The organism is Bradyrhizobium sp. UFLA05-125 (assembly GCF_059803515.1).
In genome coordinates, this window is sequence record NZ_JBANBJ010000187.1 from 1 (window position 1) to 733 (window position 733).

A 733-nucleotide genomic window follows, 5' to 3' on the forward strand; every position below is an offset into this window, starting at 1 on the left:
CGGCAGCAGCAGCTGCGGCTCTCGTCACTGATCCGGAGATGAATGGGCTGAAGCCCATCTGGCGCGTGACGGGCGGCAAGGGCAAGGCCTTCGTCGATTTACAGAACGACGTCACCGACCAGGACGTCGAGATCGCAGCCCGCGAGGGCTTCCGCTCGGTCGAACATCTCAAGCGCTACACCACGCTCGGCATGGCGACCGACCAGGGCAAGACATCAAATCTCGCCGGCCTTGCAATCATGGCCGAGCAGACGGGCAGGGCGATCCATCAAACCGGCACGACGACATTCCGCCCGCCCTACACGCCGGTCGCAATCGGCGCGCTTGCCGGCCACCATCGCGGCAAGGACTTCCGGCCGACGCGCCTGGCGCCGACCCATGAATGGTCGCGCGAGCAGGGGGCTGTCTTCGTCGAAACCGGCCAGTGGCTGCGCGCACAATTCTATCCGAAGGCGGACGAGAAGGATTGGCTGACTACGGTGAATCGCGAAGTGCTCGCCGTGCGCCACGGTGTTGGCATCTGCGATGTCTCGACGCTCGGCAAGATCGATATTCAAGGCGTGGATGCCGCCGAATTCCTCGAACGGATCTATATCAATACATGGAAAGCGCTTCCCGTCGGCAAGGCGCGCTACGGGCTGATGCTGCGTGAGGATGGCTTCGTCATGGACGACGGCACCACCTCCCGCCTCGGGGAGAATCACTTCCTGATGACAACCACGACCGCCAATGC

Annotated in this window: 1 pseudogene; it reads left to right on the forward strand. The window is 63.2% G+C overall.

The annotated features are described in order from the left end of the window. Positions 1 to 733, forward strand: a pseudogene (locus tag SO156_RS45870) (sarcosine oxidase subunit alpha); the annotation flags it as partial.